We start from the raw sequence: 22,740 nt of genomic DNA on the forward strand, positions 1-22,740 counted from the left end.
TCGCTTCCTTGCGTCGTGCCATCCGCCGCCACCTCACCGAGAAGCTGGGTGCGCGGACGAACCGGCCGTTCAATCAACTGTTGGCGTTGAAGGGCATTTCCGAGGGCGCGCGGCGACAGGCGGCGCTGGCGGAGCGGCTGCTGGTGGACGCGCCCGCCGCGAGCCGGCTGGTGGACCGGTTGGAGGAGGACGGGCTGGTGCTGCGGCGCGCGGGAGAGGACCGGCGCTGCGTGCGGCTGGAGTTGACGGCCGCGGGTGAGCGCGAGCTGTCCTTCCTGGTGGACGCGCTGCGGGAGCTGGATGGAGAGCTGGGGGAATACCTGCCCGCCTCGGAGGTGACGGAGCTGCAGCGGCTGATGGGCAAGCTCCAGGAGGGGCTGGTGACGCGGCAGTCCGGCGACGGCGCGCCCCCGACGGACGGGTGCGAGTGACGCCTCGGCGCGCGCGGGGGCCGTGAACGACGAAGGGCCCGGCCCACCGGAACGGATGTCCCGGAAGGCCGAGCCCCTCGGGCTCGACAGGCGCGGCGTGGGGCTCAGGCCTGCTGCGCGGACTTGGCCTCGCCGTCGGCGGCGTGCGAGTCGGTGGCGGCGGGGGCCTCGGTGGCCTGCTGCTGGGCGGCGGCCTGGGCCTCGGACTCGGCGCGCACGCGCGAGGTCTCCTCGGTGCGCTGGTCGCTGGCGGCCATCTCCTCGGGGGTGAGCTCGGTGCGCTCGGCGAGGATGCCCGTCTTCTTCTCCAGGTCCTTGATGGCGCGGCGCATGAGGTCGCGCTCGAGCAGCGTCCGGTTCAGGCGCTTCTCCAGGGCCTTGTACTTGTCCTTCATCAGGTCCAGGTCGTGCTTCGTCACGGTGTAGACGCGCTGCTGCGTCTCCGCGCGGCCCTTGACCCGGCGCACTTCCTTCTCCAGCTCCACGGCGCGGAGGCGGTCCTTGTTGGCCGCCTGCTCCAGCCGGTCCATCTTCTCCTTGTCCGCCTCGCTCAGCTCGCGGATGACGCGGCGGGGCGTGCGGTCCTCGCGCGCGGCCTCGGCGGCGGGCACCACCGGCACGGCGGCGGCGACGACGGACTCACCCTCCTTGGCGGGGGCGGATATCTGCGGCGCGGGGGCGGCGACGGGCGCGGGAGCCTGGGGCTCACGGCGGCGGCCCTTGCCCTCGGACTCGGCCTTCAGGCGCTGGTTCTCGGTGAGCACCTGCGCCAGCTCCAGGCGGGTCTGCTCCAGCTGGATGGAGGCGTTGCGCTCCACCTCGGCGCGGGCCTTGGCCAGGTCATTGGAACCCTTGTCGGACTCCTTCTGCTCGAAGACCTTGCGCTTGGTCTGCTTGAGCTGCTCCTTCACCTCCTGCAGCTGGACCCGCTGTTCGTCGAGCTCCTTCTGCTTGCGCTGCAGCTCCGCCTCGGCGCGAGCGCGCGCGGCCTTGTGGTCGGCCTCCAGCTCCACGCGGGGCGCGTTGGTGGAGGCGGAGGAGGACGACGGGAGCGCGGCCTGCTTCGCGCCGCCGAAGAGGTTGAAATACAGCGAGATGGCGAGCCCGACTGCCAGGGCGATGACCAGGAACGACACGGGACGACCTCCACGGGAGGGATCTGCAAAAAGCGGGGCAGCCTACCGTCCAGCACAGGCGCGTCAAGGGTGCGCTGGGGGCGTGCGCGGGGTTCACCGCCTCCCTGCCTCGTCCGTGCGCGGGGGGACTGCTGGAAATCTCCACGAAGCCGGGCGTCCGGCCGGTCGGGGTCTTCCCCGCCCCGTCGTGAGCCGCGATGCTGCACCGCCGTCGATCTCCCCGTCGAGGACCCGCCTGACATGGCGCACCTGGAGCTGAGACCCAAGCCGCGCATCTCCAGCTTCCGCAAGCTGGCCCTCGGCAGTTGGGCGGCGCCGTATGACCCCACGGTCTACGGCTCGCTCACGGTCCGGATGGACCGGGCGCTGGCCTACATGGCCGCCTTCCAGCGGGGCACGGGGACGCGGCTGACGGTGACGCACCTGGTGCTCAAGGCCCTGGCGGTGGCGCTGCGCCGCTGTCCCGACGCGAACGCGGTGCTGCGCTTCCACCGGCTCTACCTGCGCGAGCGCGCCACGGTGGCCGCGCTGCTGGGGGACACCTCGGGTGGGGAGGCGCGGTGGAGCGCGGTGCGGGTGGCGGACGCGGACCTCAAGGGCCTGCGGGACATCGTCGCGGAGCTGGAGGCGGGGCCGCGCGACGTGGCGGCGGCTTCGCGGGGTTGGCGGTGGGTGGAGCGGATGCCTGGGCCGCTGATGCGGGGCTTCACCCGGTGGGTGTCGTTCCTGGCGGTGACGCTCAACGTGGACTTGAGCCGCTTCGGGCTGCCCCGGGACGCGTTCGGCGCGGCCATCGTCACGGACGTGGGGGCGCTGGGGCTGGACGCGGCCTATCTGCCGCTGGTGCCCTTCACCCGGGCGGCGGTGTTCCTGGCGCCCGGCGCGGTGCGCGAGGTGGCGGTGGTGGAGCAGGGGCGGGTGGTGGTGGGGAAGGTGATGAGCCTCAACGCGTCCATCGACCACCGCTTCATCGACGGCTTCCACGCGGGCGTGCTGGCGAACACGTTGAAGGAGCTGCTGGAGGACCCGGAGGCGGCGTTCGGTCCTCCGGGGTGAAGCGCGGCGGGAGCCCGGTGTCCTGGGCTCCCGCGCTCGGCCGTCCCGTCAGTACGCGTACTCCCAGCCGCCGCGGCCTCGGGCGCGCGAGCCGCCCGCTCGGGCGCTCATGGCGCGCAGCCGGCGCACCCGCTCGGGGATGGGCGGGTGGGTGGAGAACAGCGCCATGACGCCGCCCTTGTGCAGCGGGTTGACGATGAACAGGTGCGACGTCGCCGGCGCCCGGTCATACGGCATCATCTCCGCGCCGCGCTCCATCTTGAGCAGGGCGTCCGCGAGGGCATCGGGGTCCCCGCTCAGCTCGGCGCCGGTGGCGTCCGCGCCGTACTCGCGCGAGCGGCTGACGGCGAGTTGCAGCAGCGTGGCGGCGATGGGCGCCACCAGCAGCAGGCCCAGGTTGGCGAAGGCGCCGGCGATACCGCCGCCCTCCTCGTCATCGCTCCGGCCGAGCATGGAGCCGCCGAACCAGAAGAGCATCTGCGCCGCGTAGCTGATGATACCGGCGAGCGTGGCCGCCACCGTGCCGATGAGCGTGTCGCGGTTTCTCACGTGACCGATTTCATGGGCGAGCACGCCCTCCAGCTCGCGCTGGTCGAGGATCTCCATGATGCCGGCCGTCACCGCGACGGCGGCATGCTTGGGGCTGCGGCCGGTGGCGAACGCGTTGGGCGCGCGCGTGGGCAGGATGTAGACCTTCGGCTTGGGCATGCCCGCGCGGGCGGACAGCCGCTCCACCATCTGATGGAGCCAGGGGGCCTGCTCGTAGGGCAGCGGCTGGGCGCCATGGATGGCCAGGGCGATCTTGTCGCTGAACCAGTACGAGCCGAAGTTCATCACCACGGCGAAGAAGCCGGCGAACATGAGGCCCTGCGTGCCGCCCAGCCGCTGGCCGATGACGAGCACCAGCGCGGTGAGGCCCGCGAGCAGCACCGTCGTCTTGAGCGCGTTGCCCAGGCGGTGCCACCCACCGCCGCCGTGCAGCGCCGGACGTCCGCCGCCGTTCCGGGAAGTTTCGTGGGTGTCGGTGAAAGCCATGTCGTCTCGTTCCTTTCCCCCGCTCAGGGGCTTCAGAAACGTAAACAGGGGCGCTGGCTCGTCAATGAAAGCCCGTGGAGAGTTCCGTGAATCCGAGGGCTTGCGCATGCTCCGCCTCGACGCTCGGACTGTCCGTTGGCGGGCTGGCGGGCAGGCGCCTGTATGCATGTATCGGCACCGTGAGCGCGATGCGCGACAGGCGCCGACGTTTCACTCGGGTGTCTGTTTGAAAGACGGGAGGGTGACCGCTGCGCGGCTTCGCTCGCTCCAGGACGCGAGAGCGGGACTCCCGTGTAGGGTCGGAGGCCGAACAACAACATTCGGACGTTCACGCATGTCTCGAACATGCACGACGAGTCGGCGCATCGCGCGGGCGCAGCGCGTGAGCATGCATCCTGTGCCGATGATCCGCCGTGCAGGTGTCACGCGCCTGCGTATCGCTCAATCACGCGCCATGTGCTGACGCAGTGTCGGAGCACAATGTGCAGCCGCATCGCTCGCGCACGTGCCGATGCTCGGTCCAAGCACGTACCCCTCGCCGACGCGCAACTTGCGCACGCACGACATGATGCGGGGGCCGGCAGACATGTGCTGCCGCATCGCTCGCGCGCGTGCCGATGCTCGGTCCAAGCACGTACCCCTCGCCGACGCGCAACCAGCCCACGCACGACCTGATGTAGAGGCCGACTGACCCGCGGCACGCGAGAGACGTGTCCCGCGGTGCCACGGCCATCGTCGCGTGTGACTCAATGCACCTGCGCGCGCCACGTGGGGCGCAGCTTCACGGGAGGCGTCTCGGGCGCCGGGAGAATCCACGGCTTCGCGGCGAGCCCATCCTCCACGCGTGCCAGGTCCACGTCCGGGTCCACGAGCAGCTGCGCCGCGCGCCCGTTCAACGACACGCGCACGTCGGCGCGCACCTCGACGGGCCCCAACCCCCTCGCCTCGAAGTCGCGAGCGATGTGCCGCGCGAGCTGGAGGATGAGGTCCGGCTGCACGGACATCTCGCGCTCCTGCAGCCGCGTGAGGTAGTCGCTGGGCGGCACGTGCCACTCACGCCCGGTGGAGGGCGAGGTCACCACGAACGTCGCGCTGCCGTTCTTCTCCCGCGCCATCACCCGCCAGGAGAAGCGCATGCCCTGCTCGTGCCACAGCACGTTGCCGCCATACAGGTGCGTGCGCAGCGGCATCGCGACCTGGAGCACGCCGTACACCACGGCCACCGCGAGCCCCGCCCACGCGAGCCGCGTCACGGGCTGAACAGGGACGGGGAGGGCGGGCACGGACACTGGAGCCACCGTCCCTCGCCGCCACGCACGCACCCGCGCCGCGATGCGACGAGGCCACGACGCGTCGAAGAAGACGAGCGCCGCCGTCACCATGATGAAGGGGAACATCCCGATGGGGAACAGCACCGACGTCGCCGCGTGGAAGCCCACCACCACCACGTACGCGAAGGGCCGCAGCCTGCGCGACAGCAGGAAGGCGACGATGGTCGTGTCGAACAGGAAGCCGGCCCACGCCGCCGTGTACGCCACCCAGCGCTCATCCAGGAACGGCCCCACGAGCGGGAGGCTCGTTCGCGCGGACAGCCAGATGTTGAGCGGCTGCGCGTGCACGAGCCAGTCGGACGTGAGCTTCGCCAGCCCCGCGAACACGTAGACGACGGTGACCTGGAAGCGCAGCAGGTACGTGCACCACGCCGGCAGCGTGTCGCTCCTCAGCACGGGCCTGCGCCACGCATCGAGCGAGAAGGCGCGGTGCGCGGGCACGAAGACGAGCAGCCCCAGCAACAGGCTCACCAGGTAGTAGTGGTTGAGGTAGTTGCTGACGTCGACGAGCTGCACGTACGAGAACGCGACGAACAACAGCACCGTCGTGGCCCGGTAAAACAGCCCCGCCGACAGCAGCACCCCGAGCACCGCCAGCCCCGCGAACAGCGCCTGCATCCACGGCGCGGGCAGCGCCCGCACCCAGCCGAAGCCCCAATAGGTGAAGTGGTAGCGCGGCCCCGTGAAGAGCACGTCCACCCAGCTGTAGGCCAGGAAGCGCACCGACGAGACGGTGATGAGCGCGCCAAGCGCCACGCGGAACGCCACCAGCGCCGCGATGTCCCGCGGCGCCAACAGCCAGCTCCAGAGCCGTGCGGCCCCCCGAGCCTGCTCAGTCATTGTCCCCTTCGACGGACTGCGGCAGCTCCAGGTCCAGCACCGTGACGAGCTCCGTCTTCAGCACGTCCGTGACGCCCTTGAAGGCGTCATGCAGCGCGCGCACCGACGCCTTGTCCTGCGCCAGGGCCTGGTGCAGGTCGTCCTCCTCGATGGCGGAGAGCGCGGCCTCCGCGGCCACCACGCGCTCGACCAGCTTCTGCGCCAGCGCCTCCGCGCCCGCGGCCTTCAGCACGTCGTCGAAGCCCGTGCCTTGGTAGCCCTCCTCGCAGCCCTCCGCGAGCAGCCGGAAGCCCTTCACGTTGGCGCGCAGGTTCGCCTTCGAGCGGTGCGCGAACTGGGACTCGAGGTGCTCCGGGCACGTGTCCGTGGAGCACTCGCGCATGCCCAAGGGCCGCGCCAGCTTCAGGTCCTTGCCCTCGCGCTCGAAGTAGAACATCGCGTCGCTGATGGAGTTGAGCGCCGCCTGGCTCGTGGGGAACACCGCGTTGCCGGAGCCCGCCGTCGCCAGCGTGTTGGCGAAGTTGTCCTGGTCCGGCGCCCACGCCTTCACCAACTGCGCGGCCTTCAAGTCCACCTCGCGCGCCACCACGGCGGCGTACGCGCGCTTGCGCGAGGCCCGCTCCTCCGTGGACAGCGCCGCCCACGTCCCCTGCGCGACGATGGGCGAGGTGCCCTGGCACACGGTGTCCTCGCCCGCGTAGAACATCAGATACTCCAGCGCGTACAGCCCGCGCCGGCTCACCAGCGACGTCGGGAAGCCCGGGGCCTCATAGCCCTTGGAGACGATCTGCTCCTCGATGGCGCACCGGCTCACCAGCGGCCACGAGTAGATGTTGTCGCGAAGCTCCGCCCCACCCGCCGCGCTGCGAGGCGCCGCCGGGCCCACCTGCATCACCTCCGCCACCTGCCACACATCCATGGCCGCGTGGTAGGCCGCCTTCGCCTGCGCCAGGCTCGCCGCGTCCGGCTGGGCCGCCCACGCGGACACCGCCTGCGACAGCGCGGTGCTCGTCGTGTGGAACTCGCGCGCCGTGCGCTCCACGCACACGCCCGTGGCCTTCAGGAGCGCCCCCCGAGACGTGTCCGGACCACCCGGACCGCCGGGCCCCGCGTCGTCCTTGCCGCGCTCGGACTCCTTGCAGCCCCCGAGCGTCGCCAGGGCGGTGATGAGAAGCAGTGCGCGAGTGCTCCGCGCGCGAGGGGAGGAAACGGAGGGGGAAGACATGGATTCTCGCTTGTCTCGGTCGGGTTCGCGGCTCTTGCCTTGACACCCAGTGAAGCCCTGGGCTAGGAGCCGCATCCGATTTTGAGAACGATTATCGTTAGCAGGTTACTGCTTATTACCATCACCCGGGAGCGGGGCCACCATGAAGCGAAGCAGTGAGCAGCGAAAGTTCGTCGGCGTAGCATTCCTCACGGCGGCGTTGGCCGTTTTCAGCAGCGCGTGCGGTGACGACGACGAGAAGCAGCCCCAGCAGCAGACCCCGGATTCCGGCACGCCCGACTCTGGCACGCCTGACTCTGGCACGCCTGACTCCGGCACGCCCGACGCGGGCCCGGGCACGGCGCTGCTCGACAGCGACATCGGCCTGATGCGCTTCAACGCGGACGGCACGGTGGACACGACGTTCGGCGCGAGCGGCACGACGCGGCTGGACCTGACCACGGTGGTGCCGGGCGGCGCGCGCGACTCCGTGTGGGGCGTGGCGGCGGATGCCACGGACCGGCTGGTGGTCTTCGGGGCTCGCCGCGGTGATGGTGACCGGGTGGACGCGGACCGCGTGGTGGTGCGCTTCGGGGCGAACGGGACGCTGGACACCACGTTCGCGACCAACGGCGTGCACACGCTGAACATCTCCAACCTGAGCGACGGCGCGCGCAACGGCATCGTGCAGGCGGACGGGAAGATCCTCGCCTCGGGCTACACCAGCCAGCCGACGGGCGCGGGCACCCAGGCGGCCAACCGCATCGTCCTGCTGCGCCTGGATGACGCGGGCAAGCCGGACAACAGCTTCGGCTGGAAGGGCGTGGTCAACGACGCGCCGTTCGGTCGGGTGAGTGACGTGAACCCCGAGTGGGGCATGGCCGAGGCGTACACGGCGGGCCAGCTGTCCGACGGCAGCTACGTCACCACGGGCTACGGCCGCAGCGCGTCCACCGGCACGGTGGACATGGTGAACTTCAAGTACAAGCAGAATGGCGAGCGCGACCTGACGTTCGGCACCGGCGGCGTCGTGCTGCTGGACCTGGTGGGCGACAACGACCGCGGCCGCAACCTGGTGGTCCTCAACGACGACCGCGTGGTGACGGTGGGCAGCGCGACGCCGGCGGCTCAGAAGATCCAGGGCCTCATCCACATCACCGACAAGAACGGCGTGCCCACCACGCAGCTCGGCACGGACGGCTACAAGCTGTACGACTTCGAGCGCCCGGAGCAGGCGTTCTTCGGCGTGGCGAAGTCGCAGGACGGCAACTGGGTGGCCGCGGCGGGCTACCGCGCGGGCGGCGACAACGATGACGACGCGGTGCTCGTCATCCTCCCGGTGGGCGCGAACCCGGGCGCGGACATCGCGATCGCCGCGCCCATCTCCGAGACGGAGAACGACCGGTTCTGGTCGGTGGCCTTCGACTCGACCAACCGCATCTACGCGGCGGGCTTCGTCACCGAGGGCGGCGACAACCGCCTGGCGGTGGCGCGCTACACGACGGCCGGCGTGCTGGACACGTCGTTCGGCTCGGGCGGCGTCGTGAAGCACAACTTCTCCGTCGGCAAGACGGAGGAGGCGGTGCGCGGCATCGTGGTCCAGTCCGACGGCAAGATCGTCGTGGCGGCCACGGTCGAGAAGTAGTCACGTAGGAGTGGTCAGTGCCGGAGCCGGGGAGGTGGGTCCATGTCCGGACCCGCTCGCCCCGGCTCCTGGCGTCTGACACAGTGCCACCGCAGCACCGGGATAGAGGCGTACTTCGCAGATGGCATGGCTCAAGGACAGGTTGAGGCGGGCACGAGGCTGGGCGGCCCCGGTGCTCCTGGTGGGAATCGTCGCGGCCCCCGCGGCCGGGCACGCGCAACAGGCGTCGGGCGCGGAGGGTGCCCCCGCTCCGACGGACGCTTCCGTGGCTGCGCCCCCCGACAGGGCGCCGGCCGCCACCGGGCAGGTGTCCCCCTCGACAGGGGCGGCACCGGTCCAGCCCTCCTCCGAGCAGGGCTCCGCCGCGCCGGCTGAAGCCACGACGCAGTCGGCCGAGCAGGGCGCCGCCGCGCCGGCTGAAGCCGCGACGCGCACCGCCGCTGAGCAGGGCGCCGTCGCTCCAGACGCGACCCCGGCCGGAGCCCCGCCCGCGGCGGCGGGTGACGCCTCCGGCGAGGCTGCGGGAGCGCCGCTGTCCGACCCCGCGCCCGGGCTTCCGGGGGACGCCCCGACGCAAGCCTCGACCGAGGCGCCTCCCGCGTCGCCGGACCCGACGCCCGAGCCCGGGCAGCGCAAGTTCGAGAGCGTGGTGGTGGGGACGTCGGAGACGCGCACCAGCGGCTCGGTGCATGTCCTCAAGCCGTCCCAGCTGGAGCGCTTCAAGCGCGATGACCCGAGCATGGTCCTGATGACGGTGCCCGGCGTCTACGCGCGCGGCGAGGACGGCTTCGGGCTGCGGCCGAACGTGGGCCTGCGCGGCGTCAACCCGGACCGCAGCAAGAAGGTGACGCTGCTGGAGGACGGCGTGCTCTTCGGCCCGGCGCCCTACAGCGCGCCCGCGGCCTACTTCTTCCCGCTCGTCACGCGCATGCAGTCGGTGCGCGTGCTCAAGGGCCCCTCGGCCATCCAGCAGGGGCCGCAGACGGTGGCGGGCTCCGTGGAGTTCATCACCCGCGACATCCCCGCCTCGGAGTCCGCGTGGCTGGACATCGCCGGCGGCGGCTACCTGTACGGCAAGGCGCACGGCGTCTTCGGCGCGAGCACCGAGCGCGCGGGCTTCCTCCTGGAGGGCCTGCACCTGCGCAGCAACGGCTTCAAGGAGCTGGACGGCGGCGGCACCACGGGCTTTCGCCGCAACGAGTGGATGGCCAAGGGCCGCTACTGGCTGGTGCCCGACGGCGAGGTGCGCCAGAGCCTGAACCTCAAGCTGGGCTACTCCGACGAGGTCTCCAACGAGACCTACCTGGGCCTGTCCGACGAGGACTTCCGCGCCAACCCGCTGCGCCGCTATGCCTCCAGCGCGCTGGACCGGATGGAGTGGCACCGCACGCAGGTGGCCGTCAGCCACGTGCTGGAGGCGGGCTCGCTGGCCATCACCACGACGGCCTACCGCCACGACCTCACGCGCGCCTGGCGGAAGATCAACCGCCTGGGCGGCGCCGCCATCGCCACCGTGCTCGCGGACCCGACCAGCGCGCGCAACTCCATCTACTACGGCGTGCTCACCGGTCAGCTCGACAGCTCGTCCTCGCAGGAGCTGCTCTTCATCGGCCCCAATGACCGGACCTTCGTGTCCCAGGGGGTCCAGAGCGTCGCGCGGTGGACCACCACCACGGGGCCGCTGAGCCACAACCTGGAGTTCGGCGCCCGCTTCCACTTCGACAGCATCGACCGGCTGCACACCGAGGACGCGTTCCGCATGGCCGGCGGCGAGCTGGTCGCCACCCACACCGCCACGTCCACCACCGCGAACAACAAGGACGCCACGCACGCGCTCGCGCTCCACGTGACGGACGCCATCGCCTGGGGCCCGCTCGTGCTCACGCCCGGCGTGCGCCTGGAGGTCATCCGCTCCCGCTCGTACGACCGGCTCACCGGCGAGGACACGAACGGAGCGCTCGAGGTGCTGATGCCCGGCATGGGCGCGTTCGGCGCGCTGACGCCGAACCTGGGCCTCTTCGCCGGCGCGTACCGGGGCTTCTCACCGCCGGCGCCCGGCCAGCCGGACTCGGTGGGCGCGGAGCGGAGCATCAACTACGAGACGGGCGCGCGGTGGACCCGCCGCGGCGAGCGCCTCGAGGTGCTGGGCTTCTTCAACGACTACTCGAACCTCACCGCCATCTGCACCTTCTCCAGCGGCTGCGTGGACGACGACCTGGACCGCCAGACGGACGCGGGCCGCGCCCACATCTACGGCCTGGAGGTCTTCGCGGAGAAGGTCTTCCGTCCCGGCGGCGGCCTGACGTTCCCCGTCACCGCGTCGTACACCTTCACGCGCACGGAGCTGCTCGAGGACTTCCAGTCCGCCGACCCGCAGTTCGGCAACGTGAAGGCCGGCGACGAGCTGCCGTACGTCCCCCGGCACCAGCTCTCCGCGTCCGTCGGCGTCGAGGGCCGGCTGGGCGGCGTGGCCGTGAGCGCCCTCTACATCGACACGATGCGAGAGAAGGCGGGGCAGGGCGAGGCCCCTCCCGGGGAGCTGACGGACTCGCTGCTGACGTTCGACGTCAACGCGAACTGGAACTTCTCGCGCTGGGGGCAGCTGTACCTGAGCGCGCGCAACATCCTCGACACGGTGGAGATCGCCTCCCGCCGGCCCTACGGCGCGCGCCCCAACGCGCCGCGCACCGTCATCCTGGGCTTCAAGCTCACCCACTGAGGCCCGCTCGGGCCCCGCCCCGGGCCGTGACTCCCGGGGCGGCGTGGGCCTAGAGGTAGAAGCGGTCCGTCACCCCGGCGGTGCGCTGGAGGATGGCGCTCCAGCCCAGCCAGAGCGGGATGCGGCTGTCGCCGGTGAGCGCCTCGCCGCCCAGCGCCCCGAGCGAGCCGGTGCAGCCCGCGAGCGTGCACAGCCCTGAATCCGTCAGGTGCTCCAGCAGCGCGCGCAGCGTGGGCATGCCCCGGGACTCGAAGCGGTCCGCCACGTCCTCGCGGCCCGCGAAGTCCGGCTCGTCCAGCGCGTCCTTCAGGAAGCGCTCGAGCGCCCACCAGAAGAGGTAGATCTCCGCGCGCCGTCCCGCCGCCGTCGCCGCCGCCGCGATGGACAGGCCCTGGTGCACGCGGTCGTAGTCTCCACTGTGAAGGAAGACGACCACCTTGGGCGACGCGGGGGCGCTCATGCGGGCCTCATACTGTCCCGCAGTGGATTTCGTCCATTGGCATGCCCTCTTGGACCGCTCGGCCCTTTGGCTTGCACCCCTCCCCCGGCGCTTGCTAGGTAACTCGGGCCTTCCGCACACCTCCGCCTTGTCGGGCACCCGGGACGGACCCACACCAAATGGTCGAGGACATCACAGCGCGGCGCAAGGACGCTCACCTCGACCTGTGTGCGACGGGTGACGTGGAGCCCGGTCAGAACAGCACCCTGCTGGACCTGGTCCACCTGGTCCACTGCGCCATGCCGGAGATGTCCGTGGAGGACGTGGACCTGTCCACGCTGTTCCTGGGCAAGCGGCTGCGCCACCCGCTGCTCGTCACGGGCATGACCGGCGGCACCGAGCGCGCGGGGGTGGTCAATCGCGACCTGGCCCTGGTGGCCGAGCGCCACGGCCTGGCCTTCGGCGTGGGGAGCCAGCGGGCCATGTCGGAGGACGCGACGCGGGCGGCCTCGTTCCAGGTGCGGCAGGTGGCGCCCACGGTGGCGCTCCTGGGCAACATCGGCCTGTACCAGGCGGTGCGGCTGGGCGTGGACGGCGTGCGGCGGCTGATGGACGGCATCGGCGCGGACGGCATCGCCCTGCACCTCAACGCCGGGCAGGAGCTGACCCAGCCCGAGGGCGACCGGGACTTCCGCGGCGGCTACGCGGTGGTGGAGTCGCTGGTGAACGCCCTGGGCGAGCGGCTGCTGGTCAAGGAGACCGGGTGCGGCATCGGCCCGGAGGTGGCGCGGCGCCTGGTGGAGTTGGGTGTGCGCAACATCGACGTGTCCGGGCTGGGTGGCACGTCCTGGGTCCGGGTGGAACAACTTCGGGCCACGGGCGTACAAGCCCAGGTGGGCGCGGAATTCAGCGCGTGGGGCATCCCCACGGCGGCGGCGGTGGCCACCGTCCGCGGGGCCGTGGGCCCGGACGTGCGGCTGGTGGGGAGCGGAGGCATCCGCACGGGGTTGGAGGTGGCGAAGGTGCTGGCGCTGGGGGCGGACGTGGCGGGCATGGCCCTGCCGTTGTTCCGGGCGCATCAGACGGGCGGGGTGGCGGCGGCCGAGCAGGCGCTGGAGGTCATCCTGACGGGGCTTCGTCAGGCGCTCGTGCTCACCGGAAGCAGAAGCTGCGCTGAGCTGAGGCGGCGGCCGCGGGTGGTGACCGGTGTATTGAAGGATTGGATGGCGGCGCTGTAGTGGGGACCGCCAACGCAGGAAGAGGGAAGACTCATCATGTCTGAGACGGTGACGTCCCGGCTATCCGGGTTCCACAAGCTGCCGATGGACGAGCGCCTCGCGACGCTCGCCCGCATGTTCCGGCTGTCGCCCGGGGACCTGGAGCAGCTCCGTGGGACCGAGGCGCTCCAGCCGGTGCTGGCCAATCAGATGATCGAGAACGCGGTGGGGACCTTCTCCCTGCCGCTGGGCCTGGGGCTCAACCTCCAGGTGAACGGGCGCGACTACCTGGTGCCCATGGCGGTGGAGGAGCCGTCCGTCGTGGCGGCCGTGTCCTTCGCCTCGAAGATCGTCCGCGAGAACGGTGGCTTCAGCGCCGAGGCGGACGAGTCGATGATGATCGGCCAGATCCAGGTGACGCGCTTCGGCGACCCGACGGAGGCGGCCGAGAAGATCCTGGCGCACAAGGAGCAGTTGCTGGCGCTGGCCAACAGCTTCCACCCGGCCATGGTGGCGCGCGGCGGCGGCGCCCGGGACGTGGAGGTGCGCATCCTGCCGGCGCCCGAGGGCCCCAGGGGCGAGCCGCTGCTCGTGGTGCACATCCTCATCGACACGCAGGAGGCGATGGGGGCCAACCTCATCAACACCGTGGCGGAGGGCGTGGCGCCGCTCGTCGAGCAGATCACCGGCGGCAAGGTGTACCTGCGCATCCTCTCCAACCTGGCGGACCGGCGGCTGGCGCGCGCCACGTGCCGCATCCCGCTGGCGGCGCTGGCGGACTTCGAGATGCCGGGGGAGATCATCGCCGAGGGCATCGCCCAGGCCAGCCGCTTCGCGGAGGCGGACCCGTACCGCGCGGCCACGCACAACAAGGGCGTGATGAACGGCATCGACGCGGTGGCCATCGCCACGGGCCAGGACTGGCGCGCCATCGAAGCCGGCGCGCACGCCTTCGCCTGTCGCAACGGCCAGTACCGTCCGCTGTCCACCTGGTACCTGGAGGAGGGGCACCTGGTGGGCCGCATCGAGCTGCCCATGGCGCTGGGCATGGTGGGCGGCCCCATCAAGGTGCACCCCGGTGTGCAGATGGCGCTCAAGCTCTTGCGCGCCTCGGGCGTGCGCGAGCTGTCCATGGTGTTCGCGGCGGTGGGGCTGGCGCAGAACTTCGCGGCGCTCCGGGCGCTGGGCAGCATCGGAATCCAGAAGGGCCACATGGCGCTGCATGCGCGCTGCGTGGCGGTGACGGCCGGCGCGCGCGGCGACTGGGTGGAGAAGCTGGCGGACCTGTTGGTGAAGGCGGGCCACGTGAAGGTGGAGAAGGCCCGGGAGATTCTCGCCAGCCTGTCCGCCGAGGACGCCAAGGCCGCCACCACCGGTACCACCGTCTAGCGCGCCCGTGGCCACCTCGCCCCCACTGTCCACGTTCGGCGCCGGCAAGGTCATCCTGCTGGGCGAGCACAGCGTGGTGTACGGCCACCCCGCGCTCGCGGGGCCGCTGTCGCAGGGGGTGAAGGCGCGGGGCGTGCCGGCCCGGAAGTGTCAGCTGACGCTTCCCGCCACGATGAGCCGCGCCCAGCGCGCCCAGCTCACCGGCGCCTTCCTGCGCGCGGCGAGGCTGGTGGGCGAGCCTCCCGTGAAGGTGTCGTTGGACCCGGAGCTGCCCCTGTCGGCGGGGCTCGGCAGCTCCGCTGCGGTGTCCGTCGCCTGCGCGCGCATGTTGCTCTGTGCCGCGGGCCGGGAGCCCACGCCCAAGGAGGCCGGGCGCCTGGCGTGGGAGATGGAGCAGGAGTTCCACGGCACGCCCTCGGGCGTGGACCACACCACCAGCGCCCAGGAGCAGCTGCTCTTGTACCGCCGCGCGCCGGGCTCCTCCGACGTGGGGCGCGGCAAGGTGGTGGACAGTCCGCGTCCCTTGCGCGTGGTGGTGGCGCTGGCCGGTGAGCGCAGCCCCACGAAGAAGACCGTCGGGGCGCTGCGCGAGCGGCAGGCGCGCTGGCCCGAGCGCTACCAGCGCCTCTTCGCGCAGATGGGGAAGCTGGCGTCGGAGGGCGCGCGGGCGGTGGAGGCCGGTGACCTGGAGGGCCTGGGCGACGCGATGAACGTCAACCAGGGCCTCTTGGCGGCGCTGGGCCTGTCCTCGCCGGCATTGGAAGAGATGGTGTACCGACTGCGGGGCCTGGGAGCGCTGGGCGCCAAGCTCACCGGAGCCGGTGGGGACGGCGGGGCCGTGGTCGGTCTGTTCCTCGAACCCGAGCCCGCGGTGGACCAGCTCACCCGGCTCGGCGTGCGCTGCTTCAGCAGCCAGCTCGCGGGTCCGCGAGCGACCTAGGTGTCCCCATGAAAGCCACTGTCCTGGCGCATCCCAACATCGCCCTGGTGAAGTACTGGGGGAAGCGGGACGACGCCCTCATCCTGCCGCACCAGTCCAGCCTGTCGCTGACGCTCTCCCCGCTGTCGGTGACGACGACGGTGGAGTTCGGCGTCCCCACGGACGCGGTGGAGCTCAACGGCCACGTCGCCAAGGGCAGCGAGCGCGAGCGGGTGCTGCGCCTGTTGGAGTCCGTGCGCGCGCAGGCCGGCGACAAGTCCCTGGGCCCGGCGAAGGTCGTCTCGCGTGGCGACTTCCCCATGGCGGCGGGCCTGGCCAGCAGCGCGGCGGGCTTCGCGGCGCTGGCGGTGGCGGGGCGCGCGGCGGCGGGCCTTCCCCGCGACACGAAGGCGGAGAGCATCCTGGCCCGGCTGGGCAGCGGCTCGGCGTGCCGCAGCGTGCAGGGCGGCTTCTGCGAGTGGCAGCGCGGTGAGCGCCCGGACGGCGACGACAGCTTCGCGGTGCAGCGCTTCGACGCCGCGCACTGGCCGGAGCTGCGCATGGTGGTGGCCATCCTGGACCGCGGCGAGAAGGACGTGAAGTCGCGCGACGGGATGAAGCAGGCGGTGGAGACCAGCCCCTACTACGCGGCCTGGGTGAAGGACGCGGAGGCGGAGGTGCCCCGCGCGCGCGAGTACATCGCCCGTCGGGACTTGCAGGCGCTGGGCGAGATGTGTGAGCGCAACGCCTGGCGGATGCATTCCACGTCGCTCGCGGCCGACCCGCCGCTCTGCTACCTGAACGCGGCCACGGTGGGGCTCATCCACCACCTGCGTGAGCACCGCAAGAAGGGCGTGCCCGTCTGGTTCACGCTGGACGCGGGCCCCAACCCGGTGCTGCTGACGGACGCGGCGAACGAGGTGGCGGCGGAGGCGCTGGCCCGCGCGTGCGGCGCGCTGGACGTGATTCGCTGCGTGCCCGGTGGTGACGCGACGCTGAAGTCGGAGCACCTCTTCTGATGGAGCGCGCGCTCTCGGCTCCGGGCAAGCTGTTCGTCTCCGGCGAGTACGCGGTGCTGTGGGGTGGGGTGGCGCGGCTGGTGGCGGTGGCGCCCCGCACGCACGCCTACGTGCGGCGGCGCGAGGACGCGCGCGTGCACGTCTGCCTGGAGGAGGGGACGCTCGCCGGGAGCATGACGCCGCGCGGGGTCCGCTGGGAGCGCGACGTGCCGGCGGGCTTCTCCTTCGTGGCGCGCACGCTGGACGAGGCGCTGCGCGCGCACGGCCGGGCGAGCCAGGGCTTCGACTTCGCGGTGGCGCCCTCGGCGGTGGGGCCCAACGGCCAGAAGCTGGGCATGGGCGGCAGCGCCTGCGCCACGGTGCTGGCGTCGGAGGCCGCGCGCTGGGTGCTGGACGAGCGCTACGACGCGCTGAAGCTGGCGCTGCTGGCGCACACGCAGGGGCAGGGCGGCAAGGGCAGCGGCGGGGACGTGGCGACGAGCTTCGCGGGCGGCGTGCTGCGCTACCGGCGCTACGACGTGGCGGCGCTGGTGGAGGCGAGCAACAGCGGCCGACTGAGCGCGGCCATGACGGAGTCCGCGTCCGTCGACGTCTGGCGGCTGCCTCCGCCCCGGGTGCCCATGGCGTATGCCTTCACGGGCGAGAGCGCCTCCACGCGGGTGCTCATCGGCCAGGTGGAGGCGCGGCTGGAGGAGCGGGGCCGTCAGGCCTTCGTCGCGCGCTCGGACGCGGTGGGGCAGGCGGTGGAGGACGGGCTCGCCGGCTGGGACTTCCGGGCGTTCTCCGAGGCGGTGAAGGCCCAGCACGCGCTGCTGCTGGAGCTGGGCCCGCTGGAGACCGAGGGCATGCGCCGCGTGCTGTCGCTGGCGGCGGCCTACGGTGGTGTCGGGAAGCTGTCCGGCGCGGGCGGAGGCGACGGCTGCATCCTCTTCGCGCCGGACGTGGCGGCCCGCGCCGAGCTGTGTGAGGGCCTGGAGGCGCGCGGCTTCCACACGCTGCTGCTGGAGCCGGAGCCCGGCGTCCGCGGCGAGGCGCACCTGGACGCGCGCCTGCGGGCCTGGGTGGACGCGCTCGTCTGAAGCGGGGCCCCGGTGGGCCCCTCAGGCATCAGCCGACCGAGAGGCGCGGCCCCTCGTCGAGGAGCTCCTGGGTGGGCTCGTTGCTCGCGCGCGCGCGCCGGGCGTTGGGGCGCCGGGCCACCACGGGGGCGTTGCCGCCGAGCCAGTCCCACTTCTCGCCGTCCCACAGCTGCTCCCGCCAGCCCAGCTGGGTGGCGGCCTCGCGCGCCTTCTCGCCGTGGGCGATGAGCGCCCAGCCCGCGCGCGACTGCTTGCACTCACCGCTCTTGAACTTCAGCAGCCGGTGCTGGCCCTGGGCCTCGTCACGGTCCGCGTCCCACAGCGCCTGCTGCTTGCCGCCCGTCCCCTCGTAGTCGACGCCGTTCCACTCACACCAGGCGATGACGTCCTTGAGCCGGACCAGCTTCGCGCTCCGCGACAAGGAGAGTTCCGTCACGGCCGCCACGAGGAGGCCAGGGGAGATGACACGCATGGAAGAAGCCCCGTTGCAGGTCAGCGATTGCAGCCAACCTACAGCGGGGGTGGTGTCGGAAGGTCCATGACGACTCCATGCCTTTGTCATGGTTCTGTCATGCCTCACGCGGAGCTTGACTCGCAGCGTTGAAGACAGCGCGCGGCGTCATGGAGAGCAAGCGTCAGAACATGTGGCCGAAGGTGATGTAGACGCGCTGGCGTCCCGTCTCGGTGGAGCGCGCGTAGTCCATGCGGACCACGGCGGCGCGGCGCATGAGGCGCAGGCCTCCGCCGATGCCCGGGTGCCACTCGTGCCACTTGCCGTCGGGCACGCCCGGGTGCCACACGCGGCCCAGGTCCAGGAACATCACCGCGCCCACCTTCATGCTCTTGCCGAACACCTGGAGGTTGGCGACGTGGTAGCGCAGCTCCGTGTTGCTGAAGGCCTTCACGTTGCCGGAGAAGCGGTTGCGCTCGATGCCGCGCACGCTGCTCATCCCGCCGATGCCCTCCGACACGTTGACGCCGCCGGTGTTGCTCCACTCGAAGAACGGCACCTCGCCGAAGAGCATGTCCAACGTCAGCCGCTGCGCCAGCGTCAGCCGTGACGACAGCTTGAGGTAGCGCCGCTCGCTCAAGGTGATGCCCGCGTACTGGTACCGGCTGCCGGTGGCCATGCCGGAGACGCGCAGGGCGATCTCCTCCACGCCGCCCTCCAGCGGGTCCGTCTCGTCGTCGCGCGTGTCCCACAGCGCGCCCACGAGCAGCTGCCCCGTCATGCCGCCCTCGATGCCCAGCGGACGCTGCTGGTGGAGCATCGATTCGTCGTACGTGTCCACGCTGGTGTAGCGCAGCGCATAGCCCACGTAGGACTGGAGCGGATGGGTGGGACCGAAGGGCCGCCCCCGCAGCCGGAACCAGCCGCCCGGCGCGCCCTTGTCGAAGGTGTAGCGCTCGTTGTCCAGGTCGCCCCGGAAGTCGGGCGCCGAGAGGTTGCCCGCGCCGAAGAAGGGGCTCTTCAGCTCGCGCCTGTACTCCAGGCCGGCCTCCAGGCGCAGCGGGCCAATGAGCCGGGGCCCGTCGTAGCGCACGTAGTGGCTCTGCACGCCGCGGCTGCTGAAGAGCACCTGCGCGCCGATGCCGTGCGCGTACGGCGTCTTGCCGGGGCCGTACAGGTAGATGCCGCCGACGGCGCCGTAGCTGATGCCGTGGTCCGAGCTGAACGTCATCATCGGCAGGGCGATGATGTCCGAGCCGGAGTCCGCCTTCGTTTGAGGCAGCCCGGGCGCCGGACGGGAAGGCGACTTCACCGGAGCGGCGCCGAGCACGACGAGGAGGACAGCGGGAAGGAGCATGGGGACCGTGGTGACGTCTCTCTGAGTCGGAACCATCCCGACAGAAGGACGGCGCTACCTGCCCGCCTGCTTTCCAGGAGGGCTGCCTTCGACTGAAGGCGGCCGTCCCCCCGAGTGCTCATTCTGGCGGGTGAGGGAGGGGAGGCGTCAACGTGAGTGGTGTGATTACTCCGGCGTCCTGGATGTGGGCCCATGGGCTCGCGCGGCGGATTGGAACGAAAGTTCCGCCCGCAGCGGCGCATCGGCGCAGGAATCTGCTGCTCATCCACCTCGACGGCGTACCCAAGGCCCTGCTGGACGAGGCGATTGTCGCCGGCAAGCTCCCGTTCGTCTCACGACTCATCCGCTCCGGCACGTTTCAATTGGATGACGCCTTCTGGGGCGCGCCCACCTCCACGCCGTACTTCCAGGCGGGGCTCCTGTACGGCCTGCGGAATTCGAACCTGCCCGCATATTCCTGGTTCGACAGGGAGCTGGGACGACAGGTGCGGATGAGCACGCCCACGGATGCACACGTCATCGACGAGCGCCTGCGAGGCCAGGGGCGCGAGAGCCTGTTGGATGGAGGCGGCCACGGCTACTTCTCGCTGTTCCGCGCGGGCGCCCGGAACGCGCTCAGCATGAGCACGCTGGCGAGCTTCAAGCAGATGTCGCGCGCGTTCTCGTACGAGATGATGGGCCTGTCGGCGGGGCGCACGCGCGGCCTCTGGGACTTCCTCGGCGCGTTCGGCATGGACACGTGGCGCTCGGCGCGCGAGGTGGCCCACTGGGCCCACGCGCTGCACGACTGGCGGCACGAGCAGTCCTTCCTCGTCAGCCGCGTGTTGTTGCAGCGGCTGGGTTGGAGCTTCGCGTACACCAAGGCGCTGGTGGACATGGTGCGCGGCGTGCCCGCCATCTACCTGGTGTTCGGAAACTACGACGAGGTGGCCCATCGTCGGGGACCTCGCTCGGAGCTGGCGCTGGCGGAGCTGCACCGCGTGGACGGGTACCTCGAGGACCTGTACGCGATGTCCCAATCGGTGGAGCGCCCCTACGACGTCGTCATCCTGTCGGACCACGGCCACGTGGACAGCCTGCCGTTGGAGCAGCGCCAGGGACGACGACTGGAGTCGCTGCTCCTCGAGGGCTCCCCCGGCGAGCTGGCCGAGGACGTGGTGCGCGGACTGCGCGACGGACGTCCGCTTCAGGACTCGGTGCCGAGCGCGCCCTTCGAGCCCGTCATCGTCGAGTGCGGCAACTTCGCGCACGTCTATCTCTCCGGTGCGCGAGAGCCGCTGGAGGCTCGCGCGCTGCTCGCGCGACATCCGGAGGTGCTGGCACGCGCCACGCGCAGCGAGGACATCGGCATCATCGCGCTGAGACGAGGTCGCTCCGCGGTGGCGGTGATTCGCGGCGGCGTGTACGGCCCGGACGAGGTGGAGCGCGCGCCGCTGTCACCCGAGTTCAGCCGCCGCGCGGTGGCGGACTTCCTGCGAGGGCTGCCGGCGATGACGACGGCGGGAGACCTGGTCGTCTTCGGAGAGGCGGTGCGCCGGGGCGGCACGGTGGGCTTCGCGTGGGAGTTCGGCTCGCACGGCGGGCTGACGCGCACGGAGGCCAACAGCCTGGTGTGCTGGCCCACGAACGCGCCGGTGGACCTGTCCGGACTGGGGCACTGCGCCCAACTGCATGACCGGCTCGCGGAGGTCTATGTGCGGCAGGCGCCTCGCTTGAGGTGGGTGCAATGAAGGCCCCTGGGCGTCGCACGAAGGCCGTGTGGCCCAGGCCGTCCGCGCGGGGCCTGAGCCTGCCCAAGGTGCTGCTCGGCGTGGTGGGGCTGGTGCTGTCCGTCGTCCTGCTCTCCACGGCCTTCTTCCACTGGAACCCGAAGGGCCCAGGCCCCCTGCTGCAGCCGCGCTTCCCGCTGGACGACTTCCTGAGGGACTTGCCCGGTCACCTGGTGTGGCTGCTGCCCTTCGTCATGCTGCAGGGCTCCATCATCCCGCTGCGCGCGGTGCAGTGGCAGAGCACCCTGCGCAAGCGCGTGCCCTTCCGCGAGCGCTACCACCTGGTGGCCATCGGCGCGTTCGTCCACAACGCGCTGCCGGGGAAGCTGGGCGACATCCTCCGCTCGTTCCTGCTGTCGCGCACCGAGCGCATCCCGTTCCTGCGCTGCCTGGGCACCGTCGCCGTCGGCAAGCTGATGGAGTTCGCCGCGCTGATGATGCTGGTGACGCTGTCGCTGCTGGGGCCCTTCGGCTCCACCCTCACGCGCTTCCAGGGGCAGCTGAAGGTGGCGGTGTCCCTGTGCGTGGGGCTCGTCGCGCTCGTGGTGCTGCTGGCCCACTGGTCGCTCCCGCTGGCGAACGCGCTGCACCGGCGCCACCGCTTCCCGCGGCTGGAGGGCTTCCTCCACCACGTCAGCGACGGGCTGGGCTCCGCGCGCTCGTTCATCGGCATGGGCAAGGTGCTCTTCTACTCGGTGGGCCCGGTGCTCGCGTCGGCGCTGGCCTACGGGCTGGCGCTCCATGGCATCGGCATCTCCGGCGGCCTCTTCGCGGGCGCGGTGGTGCTGGGCGCCATCTCCCTGGGGCAGGCGCTCCCGGGCGTGCCCGCGGGCATGGGCATCTACTACTTCGTCACCAGCTGGGCGGCCCGCAGCCTGGGCGCCACCCCCGAGGACGCGGCCGCGTTCGCCACGCTCACCCACCTGGGCACGGTGTTCAGCCAGGCCGGCGTGGGCGCCGTCTCCGTCTACATCCGGAAGATTCGAATCCGCGACCTGAGGAAGGGCGGCAGCCTGGCGCGCGAGGCCGCGCAGCACGTGGCGCATGAAGCGGTGGAGCCGGCGCCACAGTGAGCCGGGCGCGAAGCGCGGACCCCTGAAAAGCGAAAAGGGGCCCCGGTTTGAAACCGGGACCCCTTATCGACTTTGTGCCCAGGAGAGGACTCGAACCTCCATGCCCTTGCAGGCGCTAGACCCTGAATCTAGTGTGTCTACCAATTCCACCACCTGGGCAGGTGGCTTCACCGCCTCGGCGCCGTGGCGTCGCTGCGATGGGGCGGACATATAGGTGTCCTGCCCCGGCTCGTCAAGAACTACGTAACAACCTCACTTCTTCAGCGGCCATTTCCCCTCGGCCTCCAGGGCCCGGCGGATGACCGGGTTCTCGTCCATGAAGGCCGTGAGGGACTCCTCGGTGATTTCGACCACCACGTCCTCCTGGCTGACCTCCGTCTGGCAGCTCAACCGGGAGTACGGACGCACGTCGAACCCCATGTCCAACCGGTCCGCCTCCGCGTCCGATTGCTCGCTGAGCGAGTCCAGGCCCTTGCGGACCCAGATGTGACAGGTGGAGCAGCCGCAGACCCCGCCACAGCTGTGGCCCACCTGGGCCCCCGACTGTTCGGCGGCGTCCAGGAGGATGGTCCCGGGGGGGACGTCCACGCTGACCTCGGCCAGCGGGCTCTTGAAGGTGACCTTGGGCACG

Annotated in this window: 19 protein-coding genes and 1 tRNA gene; 11 read left to right on the forward strand and 9 right to left on the reverse strand. The window is 71.4% G+C overall.

The annotated features are described in order from the left end of the window. The first annotated feature begins 8 nt into the window (after positions 1 to 8). The gene (locus OWM54_RS34420; protein ID WP_267700192.1) at positions 9 to 431 is read left to right on the forward strand and encodes a MarR family winged helix-turn-helix transcriptional regulator; all 423 of its coding nucleotides are present in this window, start codon (positions 9 to 11) and stop codon (positions 429 to 431) included. 104 nt (positions 432 to 535) lie between these two features. On the opposite strand, the gene OWM54_RS34425 is transcribed toward OWM54_RS34420, so the two are convergent. Further along, positions 536 to 1,567 (reverse strand): cell envelope biogenesis protein TolA, encoded by a 1,032-nt coding sequence (locus tag OWM54_RS34425; protein WP_223745600.1) that lies wholly within the window; start codon positions 1,565 to 1,567, stop codon positions 536 to 538. A gap of 240 nt (positions 1,568 to 1,807) precedes the next feature. On the opposite strand from OWM54_RS34425, the gene OWM54_RS34430 reads away from it, so the two are divergent. Next, complete coding sequence (locus OWM54_RS34430) at positions 1,808 to 2,623, forward strand: 2-oxo acid dehydrogenase subunit E2 (protein ID WP_267700193.1); 816 nt, start codon at positions 1,808 to 1,810, stop codon at positions 2,621 to 2,623. Between the two features lie 48 nt (positions 2,624 to 2,671). Here OWM54_RS34430 and OWM54_RS34435 read toward each other — a convergent pair whose 3' ends face one another. The 3 genes from OWM54_RS34435 to OWM54_RS34445 all read right to left on the reverse strand — a co-directional run bounded on the left by OWM54_RS34435 (position 2,672) and on the right by OWM54_RS34445 (position 7,054). Beyond that, the gene (locus OWM54_RS34435; RefSeq protein ID WP_267700194.1) at positions 2,672 to 3,658 is read right to left on the reverse strand and encodes a zinc metalloprotease HtpX; all 987 of its coding nucleotides are present in this window, start codon (positions 3,656 to 3,658) and stop codon (positions 2,672 to 2,674) included. Between the two features lie 746 nt (positions 3,659 to 4,404). Continuing rightward, positions 4,405 to 5,829, reverse strand: a complete 1,425-nt coding sequence (locus OWM54_RS34440) for an HTTM domain-containing protein (RefSeq protein ID WP_267700195.1) — start codon at positions 5,827 to 5,829, stop codon at positions 4,405 to 4,407. Beyond that, the gene (locus OWM54_RS34445; protein ID WP_267700196.1) at positions 5,822 to 7,054 is read right to left on the reverse strand and encodes an imelysin family protein; all 1,233 of its coding nucleotides are present in this window, start codon (positions 7,052 to 7,054) and stop codon (positions 5,822 to 5,824) included. The genes OWM54_RS34440 and OWM54_RS34445 overlap by 8 nt, the downstream gene beginning before the upstream one ends. A 142-nt stretch (positions 7,055 to 7,196) precedes the next feature. Between OWM54_RS34445 and OWM54_RS34450 the strand changes: the two genes are divergently transcribed. Both OWM54_RS34450 and OWM54_RS34455 read left to right on the forward strand, forming a co-directional pair. Next, positions 7,197 to 8,678 (forward strand): hypothetical protein, encoded by a 1,482-nt coding sequence (locus OWM54_RS34450; RefSeq protein WP_267700197.1) that lies wholly within the window; start codon positions 7,197 to 7,199, stop codon positions 8,676 to 8,678. 265 nt (positions 8,679 to 8,943) lie between these two features. Further along, complete coding sequence (locus OWM54_RS34455) at positions 8,944 to 11,397, forward strand: TonB-dependent receptor family protein (protein ID WP_324289163.1); 2,454 nt, start codon at positions 8,944 to 8,946, stop codon at positions 11,395 to 11,397. Between the two features lie 49 nt (positions 11,398 to 11,446). Here the strand turns inward: OWM54_RS34455 and OWM54_RS34460 are convergent, their stop codons facing one another. Beyond that, a complete protein-coding gene (locus tag OWM54_RS34460) occupies positions 11,447 to 11,857 on the reverse strand; it encodes a hypothetical protein (RefSeq protein ID WP_223745606.1) in 411 nt (136 codons plus the stop codon). A 158-nt stretch (positions 11,858 to 12,015) separates the two neighbouring features. On the opposite strand from OWM54_RS34460, the gene fni reads away from it, so the two are divergent. The 5 genes from fni to OWM54_RS34485 are packed head-to-tail and all read left to right on the forward strand — an operon-like array spanning position 12,016 to position 17,459. Continuing rightward, complete coding sequence (fni, locus tag OWM54_RS34465) at positions 12,016 to 13,074, forward strand: type 2 isopentenyl-diphosphate Delta-isomerase (RefSeq protein WP_267700198.1); 1,059 nt, start codon at positions 12,016 to 12,018, stop codon at positions 13,072 to 13,074. 36 nt (positions 13,075 to 13,110) lie between these two features. Beyond that, the gene (locus OWM54_RS34470; RefSeq protein WP_223745608.1) at positions 13,111 to 14,442 is read left to right on the forward strand and encodes a hydroxymethylglutaryl-CoA reductase, degradative; all 1,332 of its coding nucleotides are present in this window, start codon (positions 13,111 to 13,113) and stop codon (positions 14,440 to 14,442) included. 7 nt (positions 14,443 to 14,449) lie between these two features. Continuing rightward, positions 14,450 to 15,382, forward strand: coding sequence for a mevalonate kinase (gene mvk, locus OWM54_RS34475; RefSeq protein ID WP_141325181.1), 933 nt, complete (start codon positions 14,450 to 14,452; stop codon positions 15,380 to 15,382). Between the two features lie 8 nt (positions 15,383 to 15,390). After that, positions 15,391 to 16,380, forward strand: a complete 990-nt coding sequence (gene mvaD, locus OWM54_RS34480; RefSeq protein WP_141325180.1) for a diphosphomevalonate decarboxylase — start codon at positions 15,391 to 15,393, stop codon at positions 16,378 to 16,380. Further along, positions 16,380 to 17,459 carry a mevalonate kinase gene (locus OWM54_RS34485; protein ID WP_267700199.1) on the forward strand — a complete coding sequence of 360 codons (1,080 nt, stop codon included), beginning with the start codon at positions 16,380 to 16,382 and terminating at the stop codon, positions 17,457 to 17,459. Before mvaD ends, OWM54_RS34485 begins: the two co-directional genes overlap by 1 nt. A gap of 28 nt (positions 17,460 to 17,487) precedes the next feature. Here the strand turns inward: OWM54_RS34485 and OWM54_RS34490 are convergent, their stop codons facing one another. Beyond that, positions 17,488 to 17,895, reverse strand: coding sequence for a hypothetical protein (locus OWM54_RS34490; RefSeq protein ID WP_223745610.1), 408 nt, complete (start codon positions 17,893 to 17,895; stop codon positions 17,488 to 17,490). A gap of 199 nt (positions 17,896 to 18,094) precedes the next feature. Then, positions 18,095 to 19,267, reverse strand: coding sequence for an Omp85 family outer membrane protein (gene omp85, locus OWM54_RS34495; RefSeq protein ID WP_267700200.1), 1,173 nt, complete (start codon positions 19,265 to 19,267; stop codon positions 18,095 to 18,097). Positions 19,268 to 19,449: 182 nt separating this feature from the next. On the opposite strand from omp85, the gene OWM54_RS34500 reads away from it, so the two are divergent. Together OWM54_RS34500 and OWM54_RS34505 are read left to right on the forward strand one after the other, a co-directional pair. Further along, a complete protein-coding gene (locus OWM54_RS34500) occupies positions 19,450 to 20,997 on the forward strand; it encodes an alkaline phosphatase family protein (protein WP_267701191.1) in 1,548 nt (515 codons plus the stop codon). Then, positions 20,994 to 22,109 carry a lysylphosphatidylglycerol synthase transmembrane domain-containing protein gene (locus OWM54_RS34505; RefSeq protein WP_267700201.1) on the forward strand — a complete coding sequence of 372 codons (1,116 nt, stop codon included), beginning with the start codon at positions 20,994 to 20,996 and terminating at the stop codon, positions 22,107 to 22,109. Before OWM54_RS34500 ends, OWM54_RS34505 begins: the two co-directional genes overlap by 4 nt. A gap of 75 nt (positions 22,110 to 22,184) precedes the next feature. On the opposite strand, the gene OWM54_RS34510 is transcribed toward OWM54_RS34505, so the two are convergent. Both OWM54_RS34510 and OWM54_RS34515 read right to left on the reverse strand, forming a co-directional pair. Beyond that, positions 22,185 to 22,268: transfer RNA gene (locus OWM54_RS34510), tRNA-Leu, on the reverse strand. Between the two features lie 93 nt (positions 22,269 to 22,361). Then, entirely contained in the window at positions 22,362 to 22,739 is a 378-nt protein-coding gene (locus OWM54_RS34515; RefSeq protein ID WP_046715064.1) for a 2Fe-2S iron-sulfur cluster-binding protein, read from the reverse strand. Position 22,740: the final 1 nt, after the last annotated feature.

Origin of the sequence: Myxococcus sp. MISCRS1, assembly GCF_026626605.1 — a bacterium.
In the GTDB taxonomy this organism is placed as follows: Bacteria; Myxococcota; Myxococcia; order Myxococcales; family Myxococcaceae; genus Myxococcus; species Myxococcus fulvus.

Coding starts and splice junctions, on each gene's coding strand:
- OWM54_RS34430 (WP_267700193.1), top strand. CDS start 1,808: ATGGCGCACCTGGAGCTGAGACCCAAGCCGCGCATCTCCAGCTTCCGC.
- OWM54_RS34435 (WP_267700194.1), bottom strand. CDS start 3,658: ATGGCTTTCACCGACACCCACGAAACTTCCCGGAACGGCGGCGGACGT.
- OWM54_RS34440 (WP_267700195.1), bottom strand. CDS start 5,829: ATGACTGAGCAGGCTCGGGGGGCCGCACGGCTCTGGAGCTGGCTGTTG.
- OWM54_RS34445 (WP_267700196.1), bottom strand. CDS start 7,054: ATGTCTTCCCCCTCCGTTTCCTCCCCTCGCGCGCGGAGCACTCGCGCA.
- OWM54_RS34450 (WP_267700197.1), top strand. CDS start 7,197: ATGAAGCGAAGCAGTGAGCAGCGAAAGTTCGTCGGCGTAGCATTCCTC.
- OWM54_RS34460 (WP_223745606.1), bottom strand. CDS start 11,857: ATGAGCGCCCCCGCGTCGCCCAAGGTGGTCGTCTTCCTTCACAGTGGA.
- fni (WP_267700198.1), top strand. CDS start 12,016: ATGGTCGAGGACATCACAGCGCGGCGCAAGGACGCTCACCTCGACCTG.
- OWM54_RS34470 (WP_223745608.1), top strand. CDS start 13,111: ATGTCTGAGACGGTGACGTCCCGGCTATCCGGGTTCCACAAGCTGCCG.
- mvaD (WP_141325180.1), top strand. CDS start 15,391: ATGAAAGCCACTGTCCTGGCGCATCCCAACATCGCCCTGGTGAAGTAC.
- OWM54_RS34485 (WP_267700199.1), top strand. CDS start 16,380: ATGGAGCGCGCGCTCTCGGCTCCGGGCAAGCTGTTCGTCTCCGGCGAG.
- omp85 (WP_267700200.1), bottom strand. CDS start 19,267: ATGCTCCTTCCCGCTGTCCTCCTCGTCGTGCTCGGCGCCGCTCCGGTG.
- OWM54_RS34500 (WP_267701191.1), top strand. CDS start 19,450: ATGTGGGCCCATGGGCTCGCGCGGCGGATTGGAACGAAAGTTCCGCCC.
- OWM54_RS34505 (WP_267700201.1), top strand. CDS start 20,994: ATGAAGGCCCCTGGGCGTCGCACGAAGGCCGTGTGGCCCAGGCCGTCC.